Below are 24,095 nucleotides of genomic sequence, written 5' to 3' on the forward strand. Positions count from 1 at the left end.
CGTCGCGCGTCCTCCCCGACGGTGGGCGGTGGGGGAGGACGCGTTGCGGTGGGGGAGGACGCGCACACCGCGTGCCGAGGGCTGGGAACCGTCGGTGCCGGGTGGGACGGTGCTCCCCCCGACACCGAGGAGGCACCATGCCCACCCGCGACACCCCCTGGCCCGACGGCACGCCCTGCTGGATCGACTACGGCGCCTCCGACCTCCCCGCGGCCAAGGCCTTCTACGGCGAGCTGCTCGGCTGGGACTGGACGGCCGACAGCCCCGAGTTCGGCGGGTACGTCAACGCGCTCAGGAACGGCCGGCAGGCCGCCGGTCTCGGCCCGCTGATGGACCCGGGCGCCTCGCCCTCGTGGACGACGTACTTCGCGACCAGCGACGCGGCGGCCACCTGCGACCGCATCCGCGCGGCCGGCGGCACCGTCGTCGTCGAGCCGATGGAGGTCGGGCCGATGGGCACGATGGTCGTGGCCCGCGACCCGCAGGGCAACCAGTTCGGCCTGTGGCAGGCCGGCACCCACACCGGCGTGCAGGTGTACGGCGAGCCCGGCTCGCTGGTGTGGAACGACGCCGCGGTCGACGACCCCGCCGCCGCGCGCGAGTTCTACGCCGCGGTCTTCGACTTCACCTACGAGGAGGTCCCGGGGGCCGAGGGCTACACCACCTTCGCGACCGCCGACCGGCCGCTGGGCGGGCTCGGCGGCACCAGCCCGGGCGTGCCCACGGGGTGGGCCACCTGCTTCGGCGTCGCCTCCACCGACGACACCGTCGCCGCGGTCGAGGCCGCCGGCGGCAAGGTCACCATGGCCCCGATGGACACCGAGTTCGGCCGGTTCGCCGTCCTCACCGATCCGTGGGGCGCGGTCCTCACGGTGATGCAGGAGCCTTCGGCGGCCTGAGCGGCGGCCCGGGCCGGCGCGCGGGGACGCGCCGGCCGGGGCCGGTCACCCGGACAGCTGGCCGTAGGTGTGCGTGGGCGCGAACCGGACGACGAGCCGCCGGTCGGCGACCATCGCCCGCCGGTAGTCGTCCCAGTCCTCGTGCTCGCCGGAGACACCGCGGTAGTAGGCGACGAGCTCGTCGACCGTGGCGTCGTGCGGGTCGGCGGCCACCGGGGTGAGCTCGGCGGTGCCCTCGACGGCCACCCAGGACCAGAAGTCCGGCGACGACACGTGCAGGGTCACCCGCGGGTCGGCCAGCAGGTTGCGGGTCTTGGCGCGGTCGGCGGTCACCGACACCCGGAACAGCCGCTGCGCCGGGTCGTAGGCGTAGCCGACGTTGGACAGCTGCGGGCGGCCGTCGCGTTTGACCGTGGCCAGCACCCCCCAGCGGTGCTCGGCGAGGAAGGCGAGGTGCCGGTCGTCGGCGGTCACCGGACCCGCCCCCGGGCCTTGAGCGGCACCGGCGGCAGGGCCGGGGCGAGCTGGCGGTCGCCCTCGTACCCCTCGACGGCGCCGAAGCGGGTGTCCTCGGCGTTCCACTGCTCGGCGTAGGACGCGATCTCCTCACCCGAGCGGCCGACGAAGTTCCACCACATGACCAGGCGCTCCTCGAACGGCTCGCCGCCGAGCAGCAGCAGCTTCGTGGCCGCCTCGGTCCGGATCCGCACCGACCGGCGGCCGGTGCCGAGGTAGACCATCGCGCCGTGGGCCAGGGGTGCGCCCTCGACGTCGGCCCCGCCGGAGGCGCCGAGCAGGGCGTGCTCGAAGTCCGGCTCCAGCGGCAGCTCGACGTCGGTGCCGGCGGCCAGGTCCAGGTCGACGCCGAGGATCGGCGTGTGCGCCGTCCCCGGCGACGTCGCCCCGCCGAAGGACCCCATCAGCACGGTGGCGGTGACGCCGTCGGAGTCGAACCCCGGCAGTGCGGCGTGGTGCTCGAAGGCGGGCGCGGTGTCGCGCGCGGAGTCGGGCAGCGCCACCCAGAGCTGGGCTCCGTGCAGGTACCGGGGGTGGGGCACCGGCGACTGCTCCGAGTGCGCGATGCCGTGCCCGGCGGTCATCAGCGCCAGCTGCCCGGGCCCGAAGGTGACGTCGCTGCCCAGGGAGTCGTGGTGGTGCACGGTGCCCTGCAGCAGCCAGGACACCGTCTGCAGCCCGGTGTGCGGGTGCGGCGAGACCTGCATGCCCGGGCCGTCGGCGACGTCGTCGGGGCCGTAGTGGTCGACGAAGGCCCAGGCGCCGACCATCCGCCGGCCGAGCGTGGGCAGCAGCCGGCGGACCACCGTGCCCTCGCCCAGCGGCACCTGCTTGCCGGGCAGCAGGTCGAGGGCGGGGCCCGCGGTCGTGTCGGCCAGGCCGCCGACCTCGCGCGGCGCGGGGCGGGGTTCGGTGTTGCTCATGGCGCGGGCCTCCAGGGGGCGCGGCGGGTCATCGGGGTTCGGGTGCGTCCGGGCAGCGCAGCGCCGCCAGGTCCCAGCCGGCGCGCCGGGCGCCGGCGGCGTAGGCGCTCTCCAGGAAGTCCAGGACGGTGGCGCGCGGGTCGGCCGCCGTCCGCACGTCCTCGTAGGGCAGCAGCGCGAGGTGGGCGCCGCGGCTGTCGATCCAGCGGGCAGCGGCCGGCCGCAGCGGCTCCTCGGCCAGGCCCGCGGGCTCCGGGGCGGTGTAGGAGTAGAACGCGGGCTCCGGGACCCGCTCGTCGCCGAACCAGAACCCCGCGCTGATCACCTCGTGCGAGTAGGCCTCGCGGGTGACCGGGTCGACCGCCTCCGGCTGCTCCACCCGCCGGTCGGAGAAGCGGGTGACGGCGAGGTCGAAGGTGTGCCAGAAGTGGTGCACCGGGCTGGTCTTGGCGTAGCTGCGGCCGGCGAACTCCTCGAGCACCTGGGCCACCTGGCCGAGCACCACCCAGTAGCGGGTGACCGCGGCACGGTCGTAGGCGGCGTGCTGCTCGTCCTCGGCGAACGGCGTGCGGTCAGCCAGGTCGAACGGGACGGGCAGCTCGACGGTCGAGGGCAGGCCGAGCCCCGACAGGGTGTCGAGCAGCTGCCGGTAGAACGCCGCCACGCTCAGGCCGGGCAGCGGGAACGACGCCCGCCGTCCGTCGTCCACCGACACCTCCAGCCGGTGGTCGACCAGGTCGAGGTCGACGGCGAAGACGGGGTCGAAGCCCATCGGCCGGGTGGTCAGGCCCCGGCCGGTGAGGTGGAGCGGGACGTGCCACCAATGGTTGCGCCGCGGGGCGTTGGCCAGCCGCAGCTTGCCGAGGACCTGCAGGAAGCGGTGCAGGGTGTCCTTGGTGTCGGACCACTCGGCCAGCGGGACGGGCGGGAAGACGGGCACGGCGGCTCCTGGCGTCGCAGATCGGCTGGCGGCCAGCATGCAGTCCCCGGCGGCGGCGCGGAAGCCGCCACCGGGGGCTGCACTCACCGGTCGGCGCTCACCGGTCGGTGCTCACTGCCCGGTCTCGCCGCGCACGGAGTCGTGCGGGACCCGCAGGGCGGGGACGCTGCCGAGGCGGCCGGCCCGGAAGTCGTCGAAGGCGTCGACGACCTCCTGCCGGGTGTTCATCACGAACGGCCCGTACATGGCGATCGGCTCGCGGATCGGCCGCCCGCCGAGGACGACGACGTCGAGGGCCGGGCTCCGCGCCTCCTGGTGCACCGCGCCGCGCACGGTCACGGTGTCGCCCGGGCCGAGGACGGCGAGCTGGCCGGTGCGCACGGGCGCGGCGTCGATGCCGACCGCGCCGGCGCCGGAGAGCACGTAGACCAGGGCGTTGAACGACGGGTCCCAGGGCAGGTCGAGCGTCGCGCCGGGGGAGACGGTGGCGTGCACCATGGCCATCGGCGTGTACGTCGAGCCCGGGCCGCGGTGCCCGGCGACGTCGCCGGCGATCACCCGCAGGAACGCGCCGGCGTCCGCGCTGGCCAGCAGCACCGACGCGTCGGCGCGCAGGTCCTGGTAGCGCGGCTCCACCCACTTCTGCGCCCGCGGCAGGTTCACCCACAGCTGCAGGCCGTGGAACAGCCCGCCACTGGCCACCAGGTGCTCCGGCGGCCGCTCGACGTGCAGCACGCCACCGCCGGCGGTCATCCACTGCGTGTCGCCGTTGCTGATCGTGCCGCCCCCGCCGTGGGAGTCGGCGTGCTCGAAGGTGCCGTCGATGATGTAGGTGACGGTCTCGAAGCCGCGGTGCGGGTGCCAGGAGGTGCCCTTCGGTTCACCCGGCGCGTACTCGACCTCGCCCATCTGGTCCATGTGCAGGAACGGGTCGAGGTCGTGCAGGTCGACCCCGGCGAAGGCGCGGCGCACCGGGAAGCCCTCGCCCTCGAAGCCCGACGGCGCGGTGGTCACCGAGCGGGTGCGGCGCCGGACGGTGCGCGGCGCCGGCAGCGGCACGCGGGGGAGGGTGGTGGTGTCCTCGACGGTCACGGCAGGCATGCCGGCCTCCTCGGTTGAGAGCTCAACTAGTGGCGACTGTAGCGCCGGAGGAGGCGCCTGTCTTCCCGACGCCGTTTGGCGTCCCGCCGATCCGGTCAGGCACCGGCCGTGGACGACGCCCGACGCCGCACGGGCTGCCCGAAGCGGATGGTCTTCGGGCCCTGCGGAGGCGTCCGCGACGACGGTCGCTGCGAGGTCGCCGAGCACCGCTGCGTCTTCCTCGACGACCCCGCCCCGCACTGGGACGCACCCGCGCCGGCGCCGGCGCCACCGAGACCGGGCAGCCTGCTCGACCGCGCCCGCACCCGGCCGGTCGTGCTCACCGACCTCACCGTGGCGCCCTACGACCCCGCCTCCCTGCGGCGGGTGGTGGCGGTGCTGGCCCCGGTGTCCAACGGGCTGCTGGTCGGCGAGCACGCGAACCGGCCCGACCTGCCCCCCACGCTGTTCGCCGCCGAGGTGCTCGACGCCGGCGGCCGGCCCTGGACGACGCTCGCGTGCCGCGACCGCAACCGCGTCGTCCTCGAGCAGGAGCTGGCGGGCCTGGCCGCCGTCGGCGTCGACGGCGTCCTGTGCGTGACCGGCGATGCCCGCGGCCCGGGCGTGCGCCCCGGCGTCACCCAGGTCTTCGACCTCGACGGCACACGCCTGGCGGCGCTGGCCGCGGCCGCCGGGCTGACCGTCGCCGTCCCCGAGTCCCCCGACGCCCCGCCGGCGCCCCGGCGCCCGGCCCGGGTGGCGGACAAGCAGCGGGCGGGCGCCCAGGTGTGCGTCCTCAACCACGTCCGCACGCCGGCCGGCGTGGCGGCCTTCGTCGCGGCGGCACGTCGGGCCGGGGCGACGCTGCCGTTCGTCGCCGCGGTCGCCGTCTACACCGACGAGCGCTCGGCGCGCGTGCTCCAGCGCTTCCCCGGCCTGCACGTCGACGACGCCGCGGTCGAGCGGGTGCTCGCCGCGCCCGACCCCCGCGAGGCCGGGATCGCGGCCGCGGTGGCGGAGGCGCGGGCGCTGCTGGCCGTGCCCGGGGTCGTGGGGGTCAACCTCTCCGGCCTGGCCTCGGACGGTGGCGAGGACGCCGGTGCGCGGGTCAAGGCGGAGGTCGCCGCCGCGATCGGGGAGGGGACGTGAGCGAGCTGGAGAGCGAGGCGATGGAGGCCGAGTTCGGCACCGTCGCCGGCTGGACCGAGGAGGCCGTGCGGGCGCTGGGTGCCGGGCACGCGATCCCGGCCGGGTGCCGTGGCAGCGGCAGCGAGGGGGCGCTGCGCTGGCTGGCCGACCGGCTGGCGCTGACCGCGGGCAGTCGGGTGCTCGACGACGGCGCCGGCGTCGGTGGCCCCGCCGGGTGGCTGGCCGCCGACCGCGGCGTCCGCCCCGTCTGCGCCGAGCCGATGCACGCCGCGGCGCGCGCGGCACACCGGCTCTTCGGTCTCCCGTCGGTGGCCGCGCTCGCGCAACGGCTGCCCTTCGGCGACGGCGCGTTCGACGCGGCCTGGTGCCTCGGGGTGCTGTGCACGACGTCGGACAAGGCCGGGGCGCTGGCCGAGCTGCGGCGGGTGCTCCCCGACGGTGGCCGGCTGGGCCTGCTGGTCTTCGTGGCCGACCGCCCGCTGCCGCCGCCGCTGCCCGAGGGCAACGACTTCCCGTCCGAGGCGGAGCTGCGGCGGCTCCTGGCCGCGGCCGGACTGCGGCTGCGCGAGACCGCGACCGCCGACCTCCGCGACAGCCCGCCGGAGTGGGACGCGCGCGCCGACGCGGTGGACGCCGAGGTGGCCCGCCGGCACCGGGACGACCCGCGCTGGCGGGAGGCGCAGGAGCAGGCCGGCCGGGTGGCCAGGCTGCTCTCCGGTGGGGCGCTGCGGCCGTGGCTCGGGGTCGCCGAGGCGGGCTGACCCGGTCGCCGGCGGTCAGGAGGCGCGGTGGGCCGGGCCGTCGAGGGCGCCGAGGCCGTCGCCCGCGGCGGCGGGCGGCCCGTGCTCGGCGATGAGCGCGAGGTTCGCGACCTCGGCGTCGTCGAGGTGGACCGCGTCGAGCGGGTCGGTGGTGTCGAGCATCCGCGTCTCGTGCCCGCGGCCGACGACGAGCACGACGTCGGCACGCCCGGCGGCGCGGACCGCGGCGAGGATGGCCGCCCGCCGGTCGGGGACCGTGCGCACCGCCGCGGCCGCGCCGAGCAGGCCGACCCGGAGCTCGGCCATGATCGCCAGGGGGTCCTCGCCGTGGCTGCCCTCGTTGGTCAGCCACACGACGTCGGCCGCGCGGGCCGACCCGCCCAGGCCCTGCCGCTTGTAGCGGTCGCGCCGGCCGCGCGCGCCGAGGACCAGGTGCACGCGACCGCCGGGCCGGCAGAGGTCGTGCGCCGTGCCGATCGCGGCGGCCAGGGCCTGCGGGGTGTGCGCGTAGTCCACGACGACCAGCGGCCGCCCGCCGCCGCCCAGCACGGTGTTGCGCCCGCGGGGCGGTGCCACCGCGGCCAGCCCGGCGGCGATCCGCGGCGCCGGTACCCCGAGCACCCGGCCGGTGGCCCACGCGGCGGCCAGGTTGGTCACGTGCACCCGCCCCACCAGGGGGCTGCGCACCCGGTGCCCGCCGGTGTCGTCGGCCAGCAGGACCTCGGTGCCCGCGACGCCGGTGCGCCACCCGAGCACCCGGACGTCGGCGTCCGCGGCCGAGCCCACGCGGGTCACCGGCACCGGCGCCTGGTCGGCCAGCCGGCGCCCCCACGGGTCGTCGACGACGACCACGCCGGCCGAGGACCGGTCCCGCTCGAACAGCCGCGCCTTGCTGGCCCAGTACTGCTCGACGGTGCCGTGGTGGTCGAGGTGGTCCTCCTCGAAGCCGGTGAAGACGGCGACGTCGAAGGCCAGCGCGTCCATGCGGCCCATGTCGAGCGCGATCGAGGAGGCCTCCACCACTGCCCGCCGGGCGCCGGCGTCGACCATCCAGCGCAGCAGCTCGTGCAGCTCCGGGGCCTCGGGGGTGGTCAGCGACGTGCTGCGCGAGCGCCCGCCGACCGTGGCGCCCAGGGTGCCCACGACCCCGGTGCGCGCGCCCGCCGCCTCCAGGGCGCCGCGCACCAGCGTGCTCGTCGTCGTCTTGCCGTTGCTGCCGGTGACACCGACCAGCCGCAGCGCCCGGGCCGGGTCGCCGGCCAGGAGGGCGCCGAGCGGGCCGAGCAGCGCGCGCACCGAGGGGACCAGCAACTGGGGGACGGCCGGGTCGACCGGCCGGTCGACCAGCAGCGCGGCCGCGCCGGCCCGCGCGGCCGCCGCGGCGTAGCGGTGCCCGTCGCTGGCGGCGCCTCGGACGCAGGCGAACAGCGACCCCGGGACGACGCGGCGCGAGTCGGTCACCAGGCCGCGGACGGTCAGGCCGGCGTCGCCGCCCACGCGCGTGACGGCGCCCCCGGGGACGGTGCGGGCACGGCGTTCCACCTCCGACCAGGGGACCGCGGGGAGCACCCGGCCGACGCTAGGTGCGCCCGGGACACCGCGCAGATCGGGACGGCACGATCTGGTGGCGCGCCGCCCTTCCCGTGTCCGTCGTCACGGACCGGTCACTCAGCGCAGCAGGCGGGCCACGCCGGTCGGGCCCTCGTCGGTCTCCTCGGCCGGGAGCACCTCGGTCCGCTCGGCCAGCCGGGGCCGCCACGCCGCGGGTGCGGACGCCAGCCACGCGGCGCCGGCGTCGGTCAGCCGGCCGTCGGAGCGCAGCGGGGCCCACCCGCGCAGGAAGCGCAGCCCCTCGGCGGCGGTGACCAGCGTCCGGGCCACCCCGCGGCCGCGGTAGACCGGCGCGACGGTCACCGCGTCGACCAGCCCGGAGCGGGTCCACCAGCGCACCTCGCCGATCCGGTCGGCCGGGCGGACGCCGGCGGCGGCCAGCTCGTGCGGGCCGACCAGCGCACCGGGGGAGAACGCCGTGCCGCGGTAGGCCAGCAGCGAGGTCGCGGGCAGCGCGCTCGAGGCGTGGTGCAGCTCGGCGAACCACATCGGCGGGCACCGGTCGGCCAGCTCCTCGGCGACCTCGATCCGGGTCACCCGTCCGTCGGCGGCGCGGTGGCGGACGTCGACCGCCCACCCGGCGGGGCGGCGGCCACGGGCGTCGACGGCGGTCATGTCCACCGGGGTCCCGTCGGGGAAGCGGTCGGAGTTCACCGCGACGAGCGAGTACTCGACGGGGCCGGGGCCGCGGCGCAGCAGCCGCGCCCACCACAGGGTCCCCGTCGGCGGGGGGTCGGCGGGCAGCGGCGGGACCGCCCTCAGGTGCGGCCCGGCCGGCGCCGGGACCGTCCTGCGGTGGATCGCCGCGTCGTGAGCCGTCGTGCCGCGGGCCGTCGTGCCGCGGGCCGTCGTGGCGCGGGCCGTCGTGCCGCGGGCCGTCGTGCCGTGGGCCGTCGTGTCGTGGGCCGCCGCCGTGGTGCTCATGGGTCCTCCGCTCCTCCGCCCCCGTGCTCCCGGGGAGTGCTGCCCCCGACTCTCCGGGCGGCACTTGCGGCCTCCTTGCGGTCCACTAGCGGGAGCGGGCAGCCGGCCGCCGCAGCGCGGACGCGGGCGGCGATACTGGGGACCCTCATGACCCGGACCCGACGGTGAGCGCGCCGCTGAACCTGCTCAACCTCGAGCGGGTCACCAAGTCCCACGGCACCACCGTGCTGCTGGACGACGTCTCCCTGGGCGTCGCGGCCGGCGAGCGGATCGGCGTCGTCGGGCGCAACGGCAGCGGCAAGTCCACGCTGCTCGGCGTCCTCACCGGCCGCGAGGAGCCCGACAGCGGGCGGGTGACGCAGCGCGGCGACCTCGCCGTCGGCGTCCTCGACCAGTCCGGCACGCTGCCGCCCGGGACGACCGTGCGCGACGTCGTCCTGCCGGCGTCGCTGTTCGCCGCCGAGCACGAGTGGGCCGCCGACCCGGCGGTCCGCAGCGTGCTGTCCGGTCTGGAGCTCGACCGGCTGGGCCTGGACAGCCCGGTGGCGCCGATGTCGGGCGGCGAGCGGCGCCGCGTCGCGCTGGCCGCGCAGCTCATCCGCCCGCTGGACCTGCTGGTCCTCGACGAGCCGACCAACCACCTCGACGTCGAGGGCGTGGCGTGGCTGGCCGACTTCGTCCGGCGGCGGGTCGGCGCGCTGGTCGTCGTCACCCACGACCGGTGGTTCCTCGACGAGGTGTGCACGCAGACCTGGGAGGTCACCGGCGGCGCGGTGCACGCCTACGAGGGCGGCTACGCGGCCTACACGCTGGCCCGCGCCGAGCGGGCGCGGGTGGCGGCGGCCACCGAGGAACGGCGGCTCAACCTGGTGCGCAAGGAGCTGGCCTGGCTGCGCCGCGGCCCGCCGGCGCGCACGAGCAAGCCGCGCTTCCGCATCGAGGCGGCCGAGGCGCTCATCGCCGACGAGCCGCCGCCGCGCGAGACCATGGCGCTCAAGGGCTTCGCCGCCCGCCGGCTCGGGCGGACCGTCTACGACGTCGAGGACGTCGACTACTCGGTGCCCACCGACACCGGCCCGCGGACCCTCTTCGGCGACCTCACCTGGCACGTCGGGCCCGGTGACCGCATCGGCGTCGTCGGGGTCAACGGCGCGGGGAAGACGTCGCTGCTGCGGCTGCTGGTCGGCGAGGCCGAGCCCGACCGCGGCCGCGTGGTGCGCGGCCAGACGGTGGCGCCGGCGTACCTGTCGCAGCACGTGACCGAGCTGCCGGCGCGGCTGCGGGTGCTCGAGGCGGTGCAGGAGATCGCCCGCGTCGCGCGCATCGGCGGGCAGGAGATCTCGGCGTCGTCCCTGGCCGAGCGGTTCGGCTTCCCGGCGTCGCGGCAGTGGACGCCGGTCGGCGACCTCTCCGGCGGCGAGCGACGGCGGCTGCAGCTGCTGCGGCTGCTGATGGCGGAGCCCAACGTGCTGCTGCTCGACGAGCCGACCAACGACCTCGACATCGACACCCTCACGCAGCTCGAGGACCTGCTCGACTCCTTCCCCGGCGCGGTGCTCGTGGTCAGCCACGACCGGTACTTCGTCGACCGGGTGTGCGACTCGGTCGTGGCCCTCATGGGCGACGGCTCGCTGGCCGCACTGCCCGGCGGTGTCGAGGAGTACCTGCAGCGGCGGGCCGCCGGGGAGGCCGCGCTGTCCTCGGCGGCCGCCGGGCCGGTCCCGGCCGCGGCCCCTGCGCCCGCCGGACCCTCGGCCGCCGAGGTGCGTGCCGCCCGCAAGGAGGCCGCCCGCCTGGAGCGCCGGCTGGAGAGGCTCGGCGCCGAGGAGGAGCGGCTGCACGCCGACCTCGCCGCCGCGGCCACCGACCACGGGCGCGTGCTCGAGCTCGACGGCCGGCTGCGGGAGCTGCTCGCCGAGAAGGAGCAGGTCGAGACCGACTGGCTGGCCGCCGCGGAGCTCGCCGAGGGCTGAGCCCCGGGGAGTCCCGGCCCGGCCGGCGGCGGTCGCGGAGGCCGACGGGAGCGGCCCGGTCGCGCCCGACCGGTAGGCTGGGGCCACCGCCGGCCGTCGTCGACCGACGTCTGTGGTCCCCGAGCCGCCTCCGACTCCCGGGAGACCCGTGACCGCACTGCTGTCCCTCCACCTGCTGGCCGCGCTGCTGGCACCTCTCCTCGTGCGGTGGTGGGGCAGGCAGGCATTCCTCGTCCTGGCGCTGGCACCGGGCGCCGGCTTCGTCTGGACGGTGCTGCAGCTGCGCACGGTCCTGGCCGGCGACGACGTCCGCGAGACCGTGCCGTGGATCCCCGCCCTCGACCTCGACGTCGCGCTGCGCCTGGACGCGCTGGCGCTCACCTTCGCCGCGCTGGTCACCGGCGTCGGCGCCCTGGTCTTCGTCTACTGCGCCCGCTACTTCGGGCCCGACGACGAGGGCACCGGCCGCTTCGCCGGCACCCTGACCGCCTTCGCCGGGTCGATGCTCGGCCTCGTCCTCGCCGACGACCTGCTGCTGCTCTACGTGTTCTGGGAGCTCACCACCGTCTTCTCGTTCCTGCTCATCGGTGGGTCGGGACGGCGGCTGGCCGCGCGGCGGGCGGCGTCGCAGGCGCTGGTCCTCACCACCGCGGGCGGGCTGGCGATGCTCGTCGGGCTCATCGTCATCGGGCAGGCCAGCGGCTCCTTCCGGCTGTCGGAGGTCGTCGCCGACCCGGGCAGCGGCACCGCCGTGGTGTGGGGCGCGGTCCTGGTCCTGGCGGGGGCGGTCACCAAGTCCGCGCTGGTCCCGTTCCACTTCTGGCTGCCGGCGGCCATGGAGGCGCCCACGCCGGTCAGCGCGTACCTGCACGCCGCGGCGATGGTGAAGGCCGGCGTCTACCTGGTCGCCCGGCTGGCGCCGGGCCTGGCCGACGTCCCCGGCTGGCGGCCGCTCGTGCTCGGCCTCGGCGTGGCGACCATGCTCGTCGGCGGCTACCGCGCGCTGCGCCAGAAGGACCTCAAGCTGCTGCTCGCCTTCGGCACGGTCAGCCAGCTGGGCTTCCTCGTCACGCTGGTCGGCGCCGGCAGTCGCGAGCTGGCCGCGGCAGGGCTGGTCATGACGCTGGCGCACGCGCTGTTCAAGTCCACGCTGTTCCTCACCGTCGGCGTCATCGACCACGCCACCGGCACCCGCGACCTGACCCGCCTCTCGGGTCTGGGCCGGCGGCTGCCGGTGCTGGCCGTCGCGGGCACCGCCGCTGCGGCGTCCATGGCCGGCCTGCCGCCGCTCCTGGGCTTCGTCGGCAAGGAGGCGGCGTTCACCGCCCTGCTCGACGGCGGGCTGCCCGACCGCACCGCCGCGCTCGCCGTCCTGGTCGGGCTGGTGGCCGGCTCGGTGCTCACCGCCGCCTACACCGCCCGTTTCGTGTGGGGCGCGTTCGCCCGCAAGCCCGGCAGCGGGGACACCGAGGTCGGGCACGCGCCCGAGCCGCTGTTCCTGGCCGCCCCCGTGGTGCTGGCGCTCACCGGGCTGGTCCTCGGGCCGGCCAGCCCGCTGCTCGACGGGCTGGTCGCCGCCCACGCCGACACGCTGCCGCTGCTCGCCCCCGAGGTGGAGCACCTGGCGCTGTGGCACGGCTGGCAACCGGCGCTGGCGCTCTCCGCCCTCACCGTCGCCGGCGGTGCGGTGCTGTTCGTCCTCCGCGTGCCGGTCCAGCGGCTGCAGCGGCGGACGGCCGTCGGCGCCTCGGCCGACGAGGGCTACTGGAACGTCCTGCAGGGCGTCGACCGGCTCTCCGTGCTGGTCACCGGCACCACCCAGCGCGGGTCGCTGCCGGCCTACCTCGGCACCATCCTGGTCGCCGTCCTGGCGCTGCCCGGGGTGCTGCTGCTGACCCGCGCGCCCTGGCCGGGGGAGTGGCGGGCCTGGGACACCCCGGTGCAGGCCGTCGTCGGCGTCGTCGTGGTGACCGCCGGGGCACTCACCCTCCGGATCCGCCAGCGGCTCTCGGCGGTGCTGGTCGTCGGGGTCACCGGCTACGGCATCGCCGTCGTCTTCGCGCTGCAGGGCGCCCCCGACCTGGCGCTCACCCAGTTCCTCGTCGAGACGCTGACCCTGGTGGTCTTCGTCCTGGTCCTGCGCAAGCTGCCCAAGGACATCACCGAGCGGCACCGGCCCCGGGAGCGCGCCGTCCGCGGGGTGATCGCCGTCGCGGTCGGCGCCTTCATGGCCGCGGTCGGGGCCGTCGCGCTGTCCGCCCGCACCGCCGTGCCGGTGTCGGAGGGCTGGCCCGGGCCGGCGTACGACTTCGGCGGCGGCAAGAACGTCGTCAACGTGACCCTGGTCGACATCCGCGCCTGGGACACCCTCGGGGAGGTCTCCCTGCTGGTCGTCGCCGCCACCGGCGTGGCCAGCCTGGTCTTCCTGCGCCGCCGCACCGGCGGGGTGGACCGCGCCCCCCGCACCGAGCTCGCGCAGCAGCGCCGGCGGGCCCGCCGGGCGCCGCGGGACCGCTGGCTGGCCGCCACCGCGACGCTCGACCCGGCCCGCCGCTCGGTGGTGCTCGAGGTCGTGACCCGGCTGCTCTTCCACACGATCACGGTCTTCTCGCTGTACCTGGTGTTCTCCGGGCACAACGAGCCCGGCGGCGGCTTCGCCGGCGGCCTGGTGGCGGGCCTCGCACTGGTGCTGCGCTACCTGGCCGGCGGGCGCTACGAGCTCGGTGAGGCCGCGCCGGTCGCTCCCGGTCTGCTGCTGGGCAGCGGGCTGCTGTTCGCCGGGGCCACCGGCGTCGTCGGCCTGGCGCTCGGTGCCGGGGTCCTGCAGACGGCGGTCCTCGAGACCACGCTGCCGGTGCTCGGCGACGTCAAGCTCGTGACCTCGCTGTTCTTCGACGTCGGCGTCTACCTGATCGTCGTCGGGCTGGTGCTCGACGTGCTGCGCAGCCTCGGGGCGGAGCTCGACCGCCAGGAGGACCAGGAGGACCCCGTCGAGCTCGACCCCGGGGAGATGGTGCTGCGGTGACCCCCACGATCGTGCTGCCGCTGATGGTCGGCGGCCTCTACGCGGCAGGGGTGTACCTGCTGCTCGACCGCAGCCTCACCCGCGTGCTGCTGGGGTTCCTGCTGCTGGGCAACGCGACGAACCTGCTGCTGCTGTCCGCCGGCGGGCCCGCCGGGCTGGCGCCGATCCTCGGCTACTCCGACGCCGAGGAGATCAACGACCCGCTGCCGCAGGCGCTCATCCTCACCGCGATCGTCATCACCTTCGGCGTCGCGGCGTTCGTGCTGGCGATCATCCACCGCTCCTGGCGCCTGGTGCGCGAGGAGGTCGTGGGCACCGACGAGGAGGACCGCCGCGTGGCCGCCCGGCGGGCTCCCGACGCCGACGAGCTGGACCCGGACGACCTGGCCCCCGACGACCGCATCGCCGGGCACGCCGACAGCCTGGCCGGGGACGCCGAGGAGCTGGCCGACGACGTCGACCTGCCCGCGGGGAGCAGCCGGTGACCGAGGTCCTCGCCCCGCTGCCGGTGCTGCTCCCGCTCCTCGGGGCCGCGGGCGCCCTGCTGGTCAGCGGCCACCCGGCGTTCCAGCGCAGCCTGAGCACGGTGGTGCTCGTCGCGGTGCTGGCCGTGTCGGTGGCGCTGCTGCTCACCGCCGACGCCGAGGGCGCGAGCTCGGTCTCGGTCGGCGGCTGGCCGGTGCCGCTGGGCATCGTGCTCGTCGTCGACCGGCTCTCGGCGCTGATGCTGGTGGTCGCCTCCACCGTCGCGCTCGGCGTCCTCGTCTTCGCCGTGGGCCAAGGCTCTGCCGACGGGGACGAGGGCACCCCCGTGTCGATCTTCCACCCGACGTTCCTGGTGCTGGTCGCGGGCGTGAGCAACGCCTTCCTCGCCGGCGACCTGTTCAACCTCTACGTCGGCTTCGAGATCCTGCTGATGGCCTCCTACGTGCTGCTCACCCTGGGCGGGACGGCGGCGCGCATCCGCGGCGGCATCACCTACGTCGTGGTCAGCCTGACCAGCTCGCTGCTGTTCCTGGCCGCGATCGGGCTGGTCTACGCCGCGACCGGCACCGTGAACATGGCTCAGCTCGGGGTGCGACTGGGCGAGCTGCCCGAGGGCACCCAGGTGCTGCTGCAGTCGATGCTGCTCATCGCCTTCGGCATCAAGGCCGCCGTCTTCCCGCTCTCGGCCTGGCTGCCCGACAGCTACCCGACCGCGCCCGCCCCGGTCACCGCCGTCTTCGCCGGCCTGCTCACCAAGGTCGGCGTCTACGCCATCATCCGCACCCAGACGCTGCTGTTCCCCGGCGGCGCGCTCGACGACCTGCTCATGTGGGCGGCGCTGGCCACGATGCTCATCGGCATCCTGGGTGCGGTCGCGCAAAGCGACCTGCGCCGGATGCTGTCGTTCACCCTGGTCAGCCACATCGGCTACATGGTGTTCGGCATCGCCCTCGGGACGGCGGCCGGCCTGGCCGGCGCGGTCTTCTACGTCGCCCACCACATCGCCATCCAGACGACGCTGTTCCTGGTCGCGGGCCTGGTCGAGCGCCAGGGCGGGACGACGTCGGTGCACCGGCTCGGCGGCCTGGCGCGGCGGTCCCCGCTGCTGGCCGTGCTGTTCTTCGTGCCCGCGATGAACCTCGCCGGCATCCCGCCACTGTCGGGCTTCATCGGCAAGCTCGGCCTGCTGCAGGCCGGGGTCGCCGAGGGCAGCGTGCTGGCCTTCGCGCTGGTCGGCGGCGGGGTGGTCACCAGCCTGCTCACCCTGCTCGCCGTCGCCCGCGTCTGGACGCGCGCCTTCTGGCGGCCCCCGAGCCAGTCCCCGGCCGACGACACCGCCGCGGCGGCGGCGATGGACGCCGGGGCCGGCCGGACCGGAGCGGGCGGCGGCGACGGCGAGGGGTCCCCGGACGGTCGGCCGCGCACCGCGCTGCAGGACGCCTGGCGTCGGCACACGGCCGTGGCGACGGCGTCCGAGCCCGACCTGCCGCCGGCGGCGGGGGCGGTCCGGGCGCTGCGCCCGCTGCCCCGGACGATGGTGGGGGCCACGGTCGCGCTGGTCGCGCTCACCGTCGCCCTCACCGGGCTGGCCGGCCCGCTGTACGGCCTGGCCGACCGCGCCGCGACGGACCTCGTCGACCGCACGCCCTACCTCACCTCGGTGTTCGGGACGGGGGAGATCCGGTGACCGTCGAGCCCGCGGCGACCCGGCTGCGGCACCAGGTCCCGCTGATGGCCTGGCTGGTCCTGGTCTGGATGCTGCTCTGGGGCTCCTGGTCGTGGGCGAACCTGCTCTCCGGCCTGCTCGTCGCGCTCACCGTGCTCACCCTGCTGCCGCTGCCGCACGTGATCGACGGCACCCGGGTGCGGCCGGTGCCGCTGCTGGTCTTCCTCGGCCACTTCGTCGTCGACCTGTTCACCTCCGGTGCCGAGGTCGCCTGGCAGGCCCTGCGCCCGGGCGGGGTGGACCGCACGGCGATCGTGCGGGTGCAGCTGCGCGCCGACTCCGACCTGCTCCTCACGATGGTCGCCGAGGCGACCTCGCTCGTGCCGGGCTCCCTCGTGCTCGACCTGGACCGGGAGCACCGGGTGATGACGCTGCACCTGCTGCCCGTGCGCGACCTCGAGGACGTGGAGCGCAAGAAGGCCCACGTGCTGGTGGTGGAGCGGCGCCTGGTCCGGGCGTTCGGGTCGGCCGCGGACCTCGCCGCCCTCGACACCCACCGGGGAGAGGGGGTGCCGACGCCGTGACGGTCGTGGAAGCCACGCTGTACGCGCTCATCGGCGGGGGAGCGCTGCTGGCCCTCGTCCGGCTGGCGCGCGGGCCCTCGCTGCTGGACCGGGTCGTCGCGACCGACACGCTGCTGGTCATCATCTCGGCCGGACTGGCGGTACACGCCGCGCTCGTGCAGGACCCGACCCTGCTGCCGGTGCTGGTCGTCGTGGCGCTGCTCGCCTTCGTCGGGTCGGTCGCCGTCGCCCGCTACGTCGGCGGGATGCTGCTGCGCTCGCACACCGGGGACGGCCGTGACGTCGGCCTGCCGGTCGCGGCCGAGGAACGGGAGGCCTCGCCGTGACGGCGCTCGCCGACGTCGTGGCGTACGCCTGCCTGCTGGCCGGCGCCGCGCTCTGCCTCACCGCCGGGCTGGGCCTGGTGCGCTTCCCCGACGTGCTCTCGCGGATGCACGCCGGCACCAAGCCGCAGGTGCTCGGCGTCCTGCTGGTCATGGTGGGGGCCGCCATCCGGCTCGACGGCTGGGCGAACGCCTGGATGCTGCTCCTCGTGGCGGCCTTCCAGCTGCTGACCGCCCCGGTGAGCGCACACCTGGTCAGCCGGGTGGCCTACCGCCGCAGGCACGTGCGCCGGGACCTGCTGCTGGTCGACGAGCTCGGCGGCGCCGGCCACCAGGACGAGGCGTACCGGGGCGACGAGCCCGGCGACGCCCCGCCCGAGCGTCCCGACCTCCGGCCGGGCGGCTGAGGCCGGGGTGGCGCCGCACGCCGCCCCGGCTGCTCGCCCGGAGGATCAGCCGCGGTGGGCGCGGTTGACCGCGGACACCACCGCGCGCAGCGAGGCGCTGACGATGTTGGGGTCGATCCCGACGCCCCACAGCACCCGGTCGCCGACGGCGCACTCGACGTAGGCCGCGGCGCGCGCGTCCCCGCCGGCGCTGAGCGCGTGCTCGGCGTAGTCCAGGACGCGGACGTCGACGTCGAGGGTCTTGAGCGCGTCGACGAAGGCCGCGATCGGGCCGTTGCCGCGGCCCTGCACGCTGACCGGGACGCCGTCGTCCACCAGCTCCACGACCATCTCGTCGAGGGAGTCGCCGTGGGTGGTGTGCCGGTGGCCGGCGAGGGCGAAGCGGCCCCACGGGGCGTCGGGGTCGGGCAGGTACTCGCTGCTGAAGGCGGCCCACATCTGCCCGGCGGTGACCTCGCCGCCCTCGTCGTCCGTGTGCCGCTGGATGACCGCGCTGAACTCGATCTGCAGCCGGCGCGGCAGGTCGAGGTGGTTCTCGGTCTTCATGATGTAGGCGACGCCGCCCTTGCCGGACTGGCTGTTGACCCGGATGACCGCCTCGTAGCTGCGGCCGACGTCCTTGGGGTCGATCGGCAGGTAGGGGACCGCCCACGGCATCTCGTCGACGGGCTTCCCCGCGGCCTGCGCGTCGGCCGCCAGGGCGGTGAAGCCCTTGTTGATCGCGTCCTGGTGGGAGCCGGAGAAGGCGGTGTAGACCAGGTCGCCGCCGTAGGGGTGCCGCTCGTGCACGCCGAGCTGGTTGCAGTACTCGACGGTGCGGCGGATCTCGTCGATGTCGGAGAAGTCGATCTGCGGGTCGATGCCCTGGCTGAACAGGTTCAGGCCCAGGGTGACCAGGTCGACGTTGCCGGTGCGCTCGCCGTTGCCGAACAGGCAGCCCTCGATGCGGTCGGCGCCGGCGCGGTGGCCGAGCTCGGCGGCGGCGACGGCGGTACCCCGGTCGTTGTGCGGGTGCAGGGACAGGACGACGGCGTCGCGGCGGCCCAGGTTGCGGTGCACCCACTCGATCTGGTCGGCGTAGACGGTGGGCTCGGCCATCTCGACCGTCGCCGGCAGGTTGATGATCGTCGGCCGGTCGGGGGTGGGCTCCCAGACGTCGGTGACCGCGTTGCAGATCTCGACGGCGAAGTCCAGCTCGGTGCCGGTGAAGGACTCCGGGCTGTACTGGTAGCGGATCTCGGTGTCGCCCATCTGCTCGGCCAGCTTGCGCACGAGCTGGGCGCCGTGGACGGCGATGTCGACGATGCCGGCGCGGTCGGAGCCGAAGACCACCCGCCGCTGCAGCGTGGACGTCGAGTTGTAGAGGTGGACGATCGCCTGCCGGGCGCCGCGCAGCGACTCGAAGGTGCGCTCGATGAGCTCGTCGCGGGCCTGGGTCAGCACCTGGATGGTGACGTCGTCGGGTACCAGGTCGTCCTCGACGAGCTGGCGGACGAAGTCGTAGTCGGTCTGGCTCGCGGCCGGGAAGCCGACCTCGATCTCCTTGTAGCCCATCCGGACCAGCAGCTCGAACATCCGCCGCTTGCGGTCGGGGGTCATCGGGTCGATCAGCGCCTGGTTGCCGTCACGCAGGTCGACGGCGCACCAGCGCGGGGCCGCGGTGGTGACCCGCTCCGGCCAGGTGCGGTCGGGCAGGTCGACCGGCTGGAAGGGCGCGTAGCGGTGGACCGGCATCCGGGACGGACGCTGGGGGTTGCGGGCGTGCGGGTGCTGCGGGGTGCTCACGGGGGACTCGACTCCTCTGGCGCGGGCTGGACTGTCGCTCCTGGGGGCGGTCAGCAGGCGCCGGGGACGCGCTCACGTCGCGGCTGGACTCCGCGGCGAGGGGGCCGACCTAGGAGAGGGCCTCGCCGCGGCGGGTAAGCAGGAGGCTGCCGCGCACGACGACCACGGTAGCAGCGGGTCAGCTCAGGTCACAGCCACAGGCGCAGTCCCCGGCGTGCCTCGGCGGCCCCGACCGGTCGTCGAGCTCGTCGCACGCGGGTGGGCACGAGCAGTCGAAGCCGAGGGCGGCCGGCGCGAGCTCCCCGGCGTCGAGGCGCCGCCGGCGCTCCTCCTCCCGGGCCTGCCGGGCCGCGGCCCGCCGCGCCGCCGCCCGTTCGGCCAGGCCGTCCCCAGGCTGCGGTCGCTGGTGGTCGGGCGGGGTCCCGCGCAGCCTCCGGACGTCGTCGCGGTGCCGGCGGTCCCGGGTGAAGGTGTAGGTGACCGGCGGCCGGTCGTACCGGTGCGGGCCGTGCCACCAGCCCTCGTCGCCGTGCCGGGTGTCGAGGTGGGCGGGGTAGCGCCGCCCGACCTCGTCCCGGACGGCGTCCGCGTCCATCGGCGCGACCTCGGTGCCCTCGGCGTCCACCAGCACGAGCCGCAGTCCCGCTACTCGCGCCAAGCGGGCGAGGCGACGGGCGTCCAGTCCCCGCGTGCCGGCCTCGGCAGCCGCGATGGTCGGCTGCGGCACCCCGCTGACGGCGGCGAGGTCACGCTGGGACAGGTCTGCGACGCGCCGGATGCGGCGCAGCAGCCCGGCCAGGTCGTCGGTGTCTGACACGCGGCGAGCCTGTCGGGATTGCCTCCCCGCCAGCCAGGCCACGTCCGCACCTGGGGACGGTCGTGCTCTGCCCACAACTGCGTTCAGAGCACGAAGGCGGCCGGTGGTAGGGGTCCGAGCGATCTCGTGCTCTGCACACGTGGGTGGTCAGAGCACGACCCGGCTCGGGAGGAGGTGGTCGGTCCGGCTCCGGGGAGGAGGAGCTCAGAAGTCACCGCGGAGGCGCAGGCGCAGGGGGCGGCCGTCCGGGTCCTCGACCAGGCGGTAGACCGGGGTGGCCCAGAGGCGGGTGACCCGCGACAGCTTCTCGGGACGGTGGTGGCGCAGCCGCCCGCGGGGGCGCGGGCCGCGGCGGCCGCCGTCGTGCCAGGCGTCCAGCTCGTCGGCGGCGGCCTCGAGCGTCGCCACGAACGCGGCGGGGTCGACCAGGTCGCCGTCCTCGCTGCCGTCGGCGGCCCGGTCGGTGTGCTCACGCCCCAGTGCCAGCCGCAGGTCGCGGGCGAAGGTGCGTGCGCCGTCGCCGGCACCGGAGGGGTCGCGTGGCTCTCGGGGGTCGAGCGTGGTGTCGAGGACGGCGCTGGACAGCTCGCTGTCGTGCGTCCACGAGCGGCGGTTGAAGTTGTCGCTGCCGACGCTGGCCCACACGTCGTCGACCACGCAGACCTTCGCGTGCACGTACACCGGTGTGCCCTCGTGGTTCTCGACGTCGTACACGTGCACCCGGTCCTGCCCGGCCCGGCGGCACATCTCGATCGCCTGCCAGCGCCCCACGTACTGCGGCCGCTCGACGAAGGCGCCCTCCTGGTCGGGGACGCGGGGGACCACGACCACCAGGTGCAGGTCCGGGTGGGCGGCCAGGGCCTCGGCGAACAGCCGCGCCACCTCGCCCGACCACATGTACTGGTCCTCCAGGTACACCAGCCGGCGCGCCCGCTTGATCGCCTTGGAGTACCCCCGGGCCACCGACCGCTCGCCCTGCGGCGCGAACCGGTAGGGCGGGCGCATGGCCGGGTAGGTCCGCAGGTTCTGCACCACGTGCGGCCCGGCCGGCGGCGGCGGCGGCAGCTGCGGCGGCAGCGGGTCGCCCTCCAGCCGGGCGTGGTGCAGCTTGTCCCGGATCCACGCGATCGGGTGGTCGGTGTCGGGGCTGTTGGGGTCATCCCAGCGCTCGCGGAACACCGTGTCGAGCACCTGCACCGCCGGCCCGCGCAGTTCCAGCTGGACGTCGTGCCACGGCGGCGTCGGCCCGTAGGCCGAGGACATCGCCACCGCCTGGGGGTCGCCGCGGTGGCCGGCGTCGTCCCGGCGGCTGTGGCACAGGTCGATGCCGCCGACGAAGGCGACGTCCTTCGTCGGGTCCTGGTCGTGCCGGCAGACGACGAACTTCTGGTGGTGGCTGCCCAGCCGGCGCACCCGCTGGTCGAGGATCACCTCACCGCCACCGTGCTCGACCTCGCGGTCCAGCGCGCGGTTCTCCTCCTTGGAGAACGACGCCGCGTCCAGGTGGGAGCGCCACACCAGGCCGCGGACGGTCACCCCGCGGCGCACCGCCTCGGTGAGCAGCTGCGCCACCGTCGGCCCGCCGGGGCGCAGCAGCTGGTCGGGGTCGCCGCGCCAGTCGGTGAAGAACAGGTGGTCGCCCTCGTCGAGCACCTCGACGCACTCGACGAGCCGGTCGAAGTAGGCGGTCCCGTGCAGCAGCGGGACGGCGAGGTTGCCCTCGGTGTAGGCGGGCAGGTCGGTCGCCGGGTTCCCCCGTTCCTCGGCGCTGAGCAGCCAGTCCTCGGGGTCGGTCACCGCATGATCACATCGCGCGCGGCGGGGCGACGCAACGGGGCGGGACCGGACGTGAGCACGGCTTCCCGACCGCCCATCGGTAGCCTCATGCCCCGTGGCCCTCGTCGTGCAAAAGTACGGTGGCTCCTCCGTGGCCTCCGCCGCCCACGTCAAGCGCGTCGCGGAGCGCATCGTCGCGGAGAAGGAGGCCGGCAACGACGTCGTCGTGGTCGTCTCCGCGATGGGTGACACCACCGACGAGCTGCTCGACCAGGCCAGCCAGATCACCGACGAGCCGCCCGGCCGCGAGCTCGACATGCTGCTCACGGCGGGCGAGCGGATCTCCATGGCCCTGCTGGCCATCGCGATCAGCACCCACGGCTACGAGGCCCGGTCGTTCACCGGCTCGCAGGCCGGGGTGATCACCACCTCCAGCCACGGCAAGGCGCGGATCATCGACGTCACGCCCGGCCGGCTGCGCTCGGCGCTCGACGAGGGCTCCATCGTCATCGTCGCGGGCTTCCAGGGCGTCAGCCAGGACACCAAGGACATCACCACGCTCGGCCGCGGCGGCTCGGACACCACCGCCGTCGCCGTCGCCGCGGCGCTGCGGGCCGACGTCTGCGAGATCTACACCGACGTCGACGGGGTCTTCACCGCCGACCCGCGGATCGTGCCCAACGCGCGGCGGCTCGAGACGGTCACCTACGAGGAGATGCTCGAGCTGGCCGCCTCCGGCGCGAAGGTGCTCATGCTGCGCTGCGTCGAGTACGCCCGCCGCTACGGCATCCCCGTGCACGTCCGCAGCTCCTACTCACAGCTCCCCGGCACCGTCGTGACCGGCTCGATGGAGGACCTCAGCGTGGAACAGGCGATCATCACCGGCGTCGCGCACGACCGCAGCGAGGGCAAGATCACCGTGTACGGCGTCCCGGACCGCCCGGGCGAGGCCGCGCAGCTCTTCCGCGTGCTCGCCGACGCCGAGATCAACATCGACATGATCGTGCAGAACGTCTCGGCCGAGGCCAGCAAGCTCGCCGACATCTCCTTCACGCTGCCCAAGAGCGACGGCCCGACGGCCATCGCGGCGCTGGAGAAGGTCAAGCACACCGTCGGCTACACCGACGTCCGCTTCGACCAGCACATCGGCAAGGTCAGCCTGGTCGGCGCGGGGATGCGCAGCCACCCCGGCGTGTCGGCCCGCTTCTTCGGCGCCCTGGCCGACGCCGGGGTCAACCTGGAGCTGATCAGCACCTCCGAGATCCGCATCTCGGTGGTCTGCCGCGACACCGACGTGGACGTCGCCGTCCGCGCCGTGCACGACGCCTTCGACCTGGGCACCGAGGAGGCCGAGGCCGTGGTCTACGGAGGGACCGGACGATGACCAGCACGAGTGGCGAGGGCCTGCGGGTCGGGATCGTCGGCGCGACCGGCCAGGTCGGCGCCGTGGTGCGGCGGCTGCTCGCCGACCGGCGCTTCCCGCTGGCCGAGCTGCGCTTCTTCGCCAGCGCCCGCTCCGCCGGCAGCACCCTGCCCTGGGCCGACGGCGAGATCACCGTCGAGGACGCCGCCACCGCCGACCCGGCCGGCCTCGACATCGCGATCTTCTCCGCCGGCGCGTCGACCTCCCGGGCACAGGCCCCGCGCTTCGCCGCCGCGGGCGTCACGGTGATCGACAACAGCTCCGCCTGGCGGCGCGACCCCGACGTCCCCCTGGTCGTCAGCGAGGTCAACCCACAGGCCCTCGACACCATCCCGAAGGGGATCGTCGCCAACCCGAACTGCACCACGATGGCCGCGATGCCGGTGCTGCGGCCACTGCACGACGAGGCCGGGCTGGTCCGCATCGTGGCCAGCACCTACCAGGCCGTCTCGGGCAGCGGCATCGCCGGCGTCGAGGAGCTCGACTCCCAGGTCAGGGCGGTCGTCGACAAGGCCGCCGAGCTCACCCACGACGGCGCGGCCGTGGCCTTCCCCGAGCCGCAGAAGTACGTGCGGCCGATCGCCTTCAACGTGCTGCCGATGGCCGGCTCGGTGGTCGACGACGGCTCGTTCGAGACCGACGAGGAGCAGAAGCTCCGCAACGAGAGCCGCAAGATCCTCGGCATCCCCGACCTGCGGGTCTCGGGCACCTGCGTGCGGGTGCCGGTCTTCACCGGGCACTCGCTCTCGCTCAACGTCGAGTTCGCCCGGCCGCTGTCGGTCGAGCGGGCCACCGAGCTGCTGTCGGCCGCGCCCGGCGTGCAGCTCACCGACGTGCCGACCCCGCTGCAGGCGGCCGGCCAGGACCCCAGCTACGTCGGCCGCGTCCGGCAGGACCCCGGTGTCGACGACGGCCGCGGGCTGGCGCTGTTCGTCAGCAACGACAACCTGCGCAAGGGCGCCGCGCTCAACACGGTGCAGATCGCCGAACTGCTGCTCGAGCGGCGCCGCTAGAGCCCGCGACGGCG

General features: G+C 75.6%; 21 protein-coding genes. 12 read left to right on the plus strand and 9 right to left on the minus strand.

What is annotated here, in order from left to right:
- Positions 1–137: 137 nt before the first annotated feature.
- Entirely contained in the window at positions 138–899 is a 762-nt protein-coding gene (locus BMZ33_RS08480; protein ID WP_091109131.1) for a VOC family protein, read from the plus strand.
- A 45-nt stretch (positions 900–944) separates the two neighbouring features.
- Here the strand turns inward: BMZ33_RS08480 and BMZ33_RS08485 are convergent, their stop codons facing one another.
- The 4 genes from BMZ33_RS08485 to BMZ33_RS08500 form a co-directional block, all read right to left on the minus strand.
- Positions 945–1,373: a PPOX class F420-dependent oxidoreductase gene (locus BMZ33_RS08485; RefSeq protein WP_091109132.1), complete on the minus strand. Its 429-nt coding sequence runs from the start codon at positions 1,371–1,373 to the stop codon at positions 945–947.
- A complete protein-coding gene (locus BMZ33_RS08490; RefSeq protein WP_091109133.1) occupies positions 1,370–2,338 on the minus strand; it encodes a pirin family protein in 969 nt (322 codons plus the stop codon). The genes BMZ33_RS08485 and BMZ33_RS08490 overlap by 4 nt, the downstream gene beginning before the upstream one ends.
- A 28-nt stretch (positions 2,339–2,366) precedes the next feature.
- Positions 2,367–3,278, minus strand: coding sequence for a DUF5996 family protein (locus BMZ33_RS08495; protein WP_091109134.1), 912 nt, complete (start codon positions 3,276–3,278; stop codon positions 2,367–2,369).
- A gap of 111 nt (positions 3,279–3,389) precedes the next feature.
- Positions 3,390–4,379, minus strand: a complete 990-nt coding sequence (locus BMZ33_RS08500) for a pirin family protein (RefSeq protein WP_091109135.1) — start codon at positions 4,377–4,379, stop codon at positions 3,390–3,392.
- A gap of 108 nt (positions 4,380–4,487) precedes the next feature.
- Here BMZ33_RS08500 and BMZ33_RS08505 point away from each other — a divergent pair, with 108 nt between their 5' ends.
- Both BMZ33_RS08505 and BMZ33_RS08510 read left to right on the plus strand, forming a co-directional pair.
- Complete coding sequence (locus BMZ33_RS08505; protein WP_169064064.1) at positions 4,488–5,507, plus strand: methylenetetrahydrofolate reductase C-terminal domain-containing protein; 1,020 nt, start codon at positions 4,488–4,490, stop codon at positions 5,505–5,507.
- Positions 5,504–6,268 carry a class I SAM-dependent methyltransferase gene (locus BMZ33_RS08510; protein ID WP_169064065.1) on the plus strand — a complete coding sequence of 255 codons (765 nt, stop codon included), beginning with the start codon at positions 5,504–5,506 and terminating at the stop codon, positions 6,266–6,268. Before BMZ33_RS08505 ends, BMZ33_RS08510 begins: the two co-directional genes overlap by 4 nt.
- A gap of 15 nt (positions 6,269–6,283) precedes the next feature.
- On the opposite strand, the gene BMZ33_RS08515 is transcribed toward BMZ33_RS08510, so the two are convergent.
- The gene (locus BMZ33_RS08515) at positions 6,284–7,837 is read right to left on the minus strand and encodes a Mur ligase family protein (protein ID WP_091109137.1); all 1,554 of its coding nucleotides are present in this window, start codon (positions 7,835–7,837) and stop codon (positions 6,284–6,286) included.
- Between the two features lie 99 nt (positions 7,838–7,936).
- Positions 7,937–8,803, minus strand: coding sequence for a hypothetical protein (locus tag BMZ33_RS08520; RefSeq protein ID WP_091109138.1), 867 nt, complete (start codon positions 8,801–8,803; stop codon positions 7,937–7,939).
- Between the two features lie 164 nt (positions 8,804–8,967).
- Here BMZ33_RS08520 and BMZ33_RS08525 point away from each other — a divergent pair, with 164 nt between their 5' ends.
- The 7 genes from BMZ33_RS08525 (at position 8,968) to mnhG (ending at position 17,267) form a co-directional block, all read left to right on the plus strand.
- The gene (locus BMZ33_RS08525; RefSeq protein ID WP_091109139.1) at positions 8,968–10,776 is read left to right on the plus strand and encodes an ABC-F family ATP-binding cassette domain-containing protein; all 1,809 of its coding nucleotides are present in this window, start codon (positions 8,968–8,970) and stop codon (positions 10,774–10,776) included.
- 148 nt (positions 10,777–10,924) lie between these two features.
- A complete protein-coding gene (locus tag BMZ33_RS08530; RefSeq protein ID WP_091109140.1) occupies positions 10,925–13,801 on the plus strand; it encodes a Na+/H+ antiporter subunit A in 2,877 nt (958 codons plus the stop codon).
- Positions 13,798–14,286, plus strand: a complete 489-nt coding sequence (locus BMZ33_RS08535) for a Na(+)/H(+) antiporter subunit C (protein ID WP_091109141.1) — start codon at positions 13,798–13,800, stop codon at positions 14,284–14,286. The genes BMZ33_RS08530 and BMZ33_RS08535 overlap by 4 nt, the downstream gene beginning before the upstream one ends.
- Positions 14,283–15,974 (plus strand): Na+/H+ antiporter subunit D, encoded by a 1,692-nt coding sequence (locus tag BMZ33_RS08540; RefSeq protein ID WP_091109142.1) that lies wholly within the window; start codon positions 14,283–14,285, stop codon positions 15,972–15,974. Before BMZ33_RS08535 ends, BMZ33_RS08540 begins: the two co-directional genes overlap by 4 nt.
- Positions 15,971–16,537, plus strand: a complete 567-nt coding sequence (locus BMZ33_RS08545; protein WP_091109143.1) for a Na+/H+ antiporter subunit E — start codon at positions 15,971–15,973, stop codon at positions 16,535–16,537. Before BMZ33_RS08540 ends, BMZ33_RS08545 begins: the two co-directional genes overlap by 4 nt.
- Positions 16,534–16,863 (plus strand): MrpF/PhaF family protein, encoded by a 330-nt coding sequence (locus BMZ33_RS08550; RefSeq protein WP_091109144.1) that lies wholly within the window; start codon positions 16,534–16,536, stop codon positions 16,861–16,863. The genes BMZ33_RS08545 and BMZ33_RS08550 overlap by 4 nt, the downstream gene beginning before the upstream one ends.
- Positions 16,860–17,267: a monovalent cation/H(+) antiporter subunit G gene (gene mnhG, locus BMZ33_RS08555; RefSeq protein WP_091109145.1), complete on the plus strand. Its 408-nt coding sequence runs from the start codon at positions 16,860–16,862 to the stop codon at positions 17,265–17,267. Before BMZ33_RS08550 ends, mnhG begins: the two co-directional genes overlap by 4 nt.
- 45 nt (positions 17,268–17,312) lie before the next feature.
- On the opposite strand, the gene leuA is transcribed toward mnhG, so the two are convergent.
- The 3 genes from leuA to BMZ33_RS08570 form a co-directional block, all read right to left on the minus strand.
- The gene (leuA, locus tag BMZ33_RS08560; protein ID WP_169064066.1) at positions 17,313–19,052 is read right to left on the minus strand and encodes a 2-isopropylmalate synthase; all 1,740 of its coding nucleotides are present in this window, start codon (positions 19,050–19,052) and stop codon (positions 17,313–17,315) included.
- Between the two features lie 178 nt (positions 19,053–19,230).
- Positions 19,231–19,869: a helix-turn-helix domain-containing protein gene (locus BMZ33_RS08565; protein ID WP_169064067.1), complete on the minus strand. Its 639-nt coding sequence runs from the start codon at positions 19,867–19,869 to the stop codon at positions 19,231–19,233.
- Positions 19,870–20,073: 204 nt separating this feature from the next.
- Positions 20,074–21,666 (minus strand): phospholipase D family protein, encoded by a 1,593-nt coding sequence (locus BMZ33_RS08570; protein WP_091109146.1) that lies wholly within the window; start codon positions 21,664–21,666, stop codon positions 20,074–20,076.
- Positions 21,667–21,760: 94 nt separating this feature from the next.
- Here BMZ33_RS08570 and BMZ33_RS08575 point away from each other — a divergent pair, with 94 nt between their 5' ends.
- The gene (locus tag BMZ33_RS08575; protein WP_091109147.1) at positions 21,761–23,029 is read left to right on the plus strand and encodes an aspartate kinase; all 1,269 of its coding nucleotides are present in this window, start codon (positions 21,761–21,763) and stop codon (positions 23,027–23,029) included.
- Positions 23,026–24,081 (plus strand): aspartate-semialdehyde dehydrogenase, encoded by a 1,056-nt coding sequence (locus BMZ33_RS08580; protein ID WP_091109148.1) that lies wholly within the window; start codon positions 23,026–23,028, stop codon positions 24,079–24,081. The genes BMZ33_RS08575 and BMZ33_RS08580 overlap by 4 nt, the downstream gene beginning before the upstream one ends.
- The last annotated feature ends 14 nt before the right edge of the window (positions 24,082–24,095 follow it).

Origin of the sequence: Geodermatophilus dictyosporus, from assembly GCF_900115505.1 — a bacterium.
Classification (GTDB): Bacteria; Actinomycetota; Actinomycetes; order Mycobacteriales; family Geodermatophilaceae; genus Geodermatophilus; species Geodermatophilus dictyosporus.